We start from the raw sequence: 3,794 nt of genomic DNA, 5'->3' as shown, positions 1-3,794 counted from the left end.
CCCGGGGCCTCCGCCTCCCCCGCCCCCTCTGGCTCCGGCAACACCTCCGGCACCCTGAGCCTCAACCGGGAGGACTTCACCCTCAACGCCACCTGGCCCACCTTCCAGATGGAGGTGTCCGGCACCACCTCCACCCCCACCTGGAGCATCGCCAACACTGCCATTGCCACGGTGGACAGCTCCGGCAAGGTCACCCGGGTGGGCATCGGCACCACCACCCTCACCTGCACCGTGGACGGACAGACCCTCACCTGCATCGTCCGCTGCAACTGATGACAAAAACGGCGCGCTGCCTTGGGCAGCGCGCCGTTTTTTCGATCAGATGAGGACCACGGGCTTGATGAGGTCCTTGGGCTTGTCCTTCATGAGGAGCAGGGCCTCCTCCATGTGCTCGAAGCCCTGGAAACGGTGGGTGAGCATCTTGCCGGGGTCCACGCGGCCGGTGGCCAGCAGGGCCGCCAGCTTCTCCATGCGCAGCCGTCCGCCGGGCATCAGGCCGCTGGCGATCACCTTATGGCCCATGCCGCAGCCCCACTCCACACGGGGAATGCGGACGTAGTCGCCGGAGCCCAGGTAGTTGACGCTGCCGATGCGCCCGCCGGGCTTGAGCATGCGGATCGCCTGGACAAAGGTGTCCTCCGCGTTGCCGCCGGCGATGACCACCCGGTCCACGCCCTTGCCGTGGGTGCGCTCCAGGATCTGTTCCACGATGTCGCCGTCCCGGTAGTTGAGGACCTCGGTAGCGCCGTACTCCTTGGCCAGGGCCACACAGTTGGGACGAGAGCCCACGGCGTACAGGTTGGCCGCGCCCCGGAGGGCCGCGCCGGCCACCGCCATCAGACCCACGGGGCCGATGCCGATGACGCACACGTCGTCGCCAAACTGGACGTCGGCCAGCTCCACCCCGTGGAAGCCGGTGGGCACCATGTCGCTGAGCATCACCGCCGCGGCCATGTCCACCCCCTCGGGCAGATGGGCCAGGTTGGCGTCGGCCTCATTGACGTGGAAGAGCTCGCCGAATACGCCGTCCTTGAAGTTGGAGAATTTCCAGCCGGCCAGCATGCCGCCGGAGTGCATGGAGTAGCCGGCCTGGGCCTCCAGCGAGCCCCAGTCGGGGGTGATGGCGGGGACGATCACCTTGTCGCCGGGCTTGAAGTCCTTCACCAGCGCGCCCACTTCCACCACTTCGCCCACGGCCTCATGGCCCAGGATCATATCGTGGCGGTCGCCGATGGCGCCCTCCCAGACGGTGTGGATGTCCGACGTACAGGGGGACACCGCCAGGGGTTTCACCAGCGCATCCAGGGGCCCGCAGGCAGGGGCCTCCTTCTCGATCCAGCCTACCTTACCGATTCCCAGCATCGCAAAACCTTTCATAGGAAATCTCCTCCTTCGTGTTGGATTTACAAGAAACTATTCTCCTTGTTGCAGACAGAGTATCATAGATCGACCCAGCTGTCAACCGTTTTCCCGGTAAAATTCGATGCAAACCCAAATCCTTTATAAATTTTAATAATCGCTATTATAAAAAATGAATACATTTATAACCGTAGTTATATATTTATTTATTTTTCTTGCAGTCTATCCCGTCATGCCGCGCCGCCGGAGGAGTGTTCTTCCCCCGACGGCATAGCATTTTGCAGGATATATTTCAATTCTATTCAATTTTGGCTGCTCTCGGGCAGATACTCCATCGGATCTGCCGGTACTCCATCCACCTTCATGGCAAAGTGGAGATGGGACGGCAGGGCGCTCTCCGCCATGGCGCTCTCCCCCACCGAGCCGATGGTATCCCCGGCCCGCACCGTGTCGCCCTCGGCCACGGTGGGCTGGGCAGCCAGGTTGGAGTAGACACTGACCACGCCTTCGCCGTGGTCCACGGTGACCGTGGTGCCCATCAGGTCGTCCTCATACACGGCCAGCACCTGACCGTCGCCCGCGGCCATGACCACGGCGCCGGCCTGGGCCACCAAGTCCACGCCCTCGTGGGTGCGCCAGTCGCCCATGGTGGGGTCATAGGACAGAGTCTCCACGCTGTGGCCCCGCAGCACCTCGCCCTGAATCGGCCAGACGAAATACTCGGCCACCGGTCCCTCCTCCACCGCCGGTGCGGCGCTGGGAGCGGCACTGGGGGCGGCGCTGGCGCTGGGCTTGGGGGCGGTGGTCTGCGTCGGCAGCACCGGCTTCACGGCGGCGGGCGTCGTCTGGGCGTCCTTCTGGGCCGCGCTGTGCTCCGGCACCGTGGGCGTCACCGTGACCTGAATGGTCCCCGACACCGTCTGGCCCGGGTCCTGCAGAACGCCGAGCAGGTAATAGCCCGAGATCCCGATGGCGGCGACGCACAGGAACAGGACGATGTAGAAACCTTTTCCCGCAAAAAAGTCGCTGACGCGGTCTTTGAATGGTTGTTTCATGTGTTCAACACCTCCGACGCTATTGTGGACAAAGCGGCGGAGGCTTATACTTCTTTTCCAGCCTCTGGCGCAAACTATTTTCGCGGAAAATTTAATGGAATCTTAGGCATACAAATAAACACAGCACATTCTATTAGGAAAGTAATGCTGTTCTATTTAATTTATCTCTACTAGCCAACAAATGACGCTTCATCAAAATACACAAGCGTAATGTATTTGTATCAAAAACAACATAACACAGGCCCCCGAGGCAAACCTCGGGGGCCTAGGTTTATCTCCGTTCCAGCCGGTCGATGCGCATCTCGTGGTCGTCCAGCCGCTGGTTTTCCATTGTGTCCTACTTGGACACGTTATTCTCTTTTAGCCCGGCTCGTCGTCGTCCTTCCCCTCCCCTGCCTCGTCCACGGTATTGCGCAGGGCGGCGATGGCCTTGCTCAGCCACTCGGGGATATCGGCACCCAGGGCGCCGGCGTTCTCGATGATGGAGCCGCACTCGGTGAGGATGTACCAGGTGACCACCAGGGGGCAGAGGAATACCTCATAGGTAAACGGGAGGCTCAAACCGGGGAAATGGGCCAGGATGCTACCGATGAGCAGATCCAGGATCGCGGCCACGATCACGGCCACCACGGCCCCTAATTTGTGCCAGATACCGTCCCGGGCGGCGGCGCTGGACCACGTTCCGCCCCGGAGGGCGGCACAGGAGCCGGTGCCATAGTCGATGGCCATGCAGACGATCCACGCGAAAATCAGCCAGCCGAACCAGCCCCACAGGGCGGTGAGGGCCGCAAAAATGGCGCTGATGGTGGCTTTCAGGGTGTTGATGTGCTCCATGTGTCCCTCCTCAGTCGGCCGTGGCCAGACGCTCCAGGAGGGCGTCGGCGTACAGGTACTTGCACAGGTACTCCATGGTCTCGTCGGCAAAGCCAAACCGCCGCTGGACGATGGTCCGGTCGGTCTCCCCGGCGGGGGGCTCATCGGCCCAGCTCACCCCCAGCCACTTGCACACGCCGTCGGCGGTGGCAGCGGCCAGCTTGTCCCGGTAGTCCCCGCTCAGGAGCAGGGGCACATCGGTCTTGCTGGTATGAAAACCGTACTCGATGAGCACGGCGGGCATGTCGGTCTCGGCCAGGACGGTGTACATCTCGTGCTTGGCGGCGTTGGACCGCAGCGCCACGCCCGCGGCCCCGAAGGCCTCCAGCAGGTGGCCGGCCAACACGTTGCGCGGGGCGCTCTCCGGCCCGGCGGAGGTGTAGATCTCCAGGCCGTCGGCGTCGTACCAGCCGCCATTCCCGGCGGCGTTGGAGTGCAGCGACACGAAGCAGGTGGCCCCGGCCCGGTTGGCCACCCCGGCGCGCTCGGTGAGGGATGGCTTGGTGT

The 3,794-nt window shown here is 63.0% G+C and carries 5 protein-coding genes; 1 reads left to right on the top strand and 4 read right to left on the bottom strand.

Translation table 11 applies throughout. The features are described 5' to 3' along the window. The coding region (locus B5G43_RS18080; RefSeq protein ID WP_206405038.1) for an Ig-like domain-containing protein at positions 1 to 273 on the top strand (273 nt) is incomplete at its 5' end. Positions 274 to 318: 45 nt separating this feature from the next. Here B5G43_RS18080 and B5G43_RS16810 read toward each other — a convergent pair. From B5G43_RS16810 to B5G43_RS16795, 4 genes are all read right to left on the bottom strand, one after another. Further along, positions 319 to 1,377, bottom strand: coding sequence for an NAD(P)-dependent alcohol dehydrogenase (locus B5G43_RS16810; protein ID WP_087263360.1), 1,059 nt, complete (start codon positions 1,375 to 1,377; stop codon positions 319 to 321). Between the two features lie 284 nt (positions 1,378 to 1,661). Then, complete coding sequence (locus B5G43_RS16805) at positions 1,662 to 2,414, bottom strand: M23 family metallopeptidase (protein WP_087263358.1); 753 nt, start codon at positions 2,412 to 2,414, stop codon at positions 1,662 to 1,664. Between the two features lie 360 nt (positions 2,415 to 2,774). Further along, positions 2,775 to 3,248, bottom strand: coding sequence for a phage holin family protein (locus B5G43_RS16800; protein ID WP_087263357.1), 474 nt, complete (start codon positions 3,246 to 3,248; stop codon positions 2,775 to 2,777). A gap of 10 nt (positions 3,249 to 3,258) precedes the next feature. Beyond that, positions 3,259 to 3,794: N-acetylmuramoyl-L-alanine amidase (locus B5G43_RS16795; RefSeq protein WP_143382902.1), on the bottom strand; the 536-nt coding region annotated here is incomplete at its 5' end.

This window comes from Flavonifractor sp. An92, from assembly GCF_002159175.1.
GTDB lineage: Bacteria > Bacillota > Clostridia > Oscillospirales > Oscillospiraceae > Pseudoflavonifractor_A.
Note: the sequence above shows the minus strand (reverse complement) of the source record. Positions and strands in the feature narration are given on the sequence as shown.

Coding starts and splice junctions, on each gene's coding strand:
- B5G43_RS16800 (WP_087263357.1), bottom strand. CDS start 3,248: ATGGAGCACATCAACACCCTGAAAGCCACCATCAGCGCCATTTTTGCG.
- B5G43_RS16810 (WP_087263360.1), bottom strand. CDS start 1,377: ATGAAAGGTTTTGCGATGCTGGGAATCGGTAAGGTAGGCTGGATCGAG.
- B5G43_RS16805 (WP_087263358.1), bottom strand. CDS start 2,414: ATGAAACAACCATTCAAAGACCGCGTCAGCGACTTTTTTGCGGGAAAA.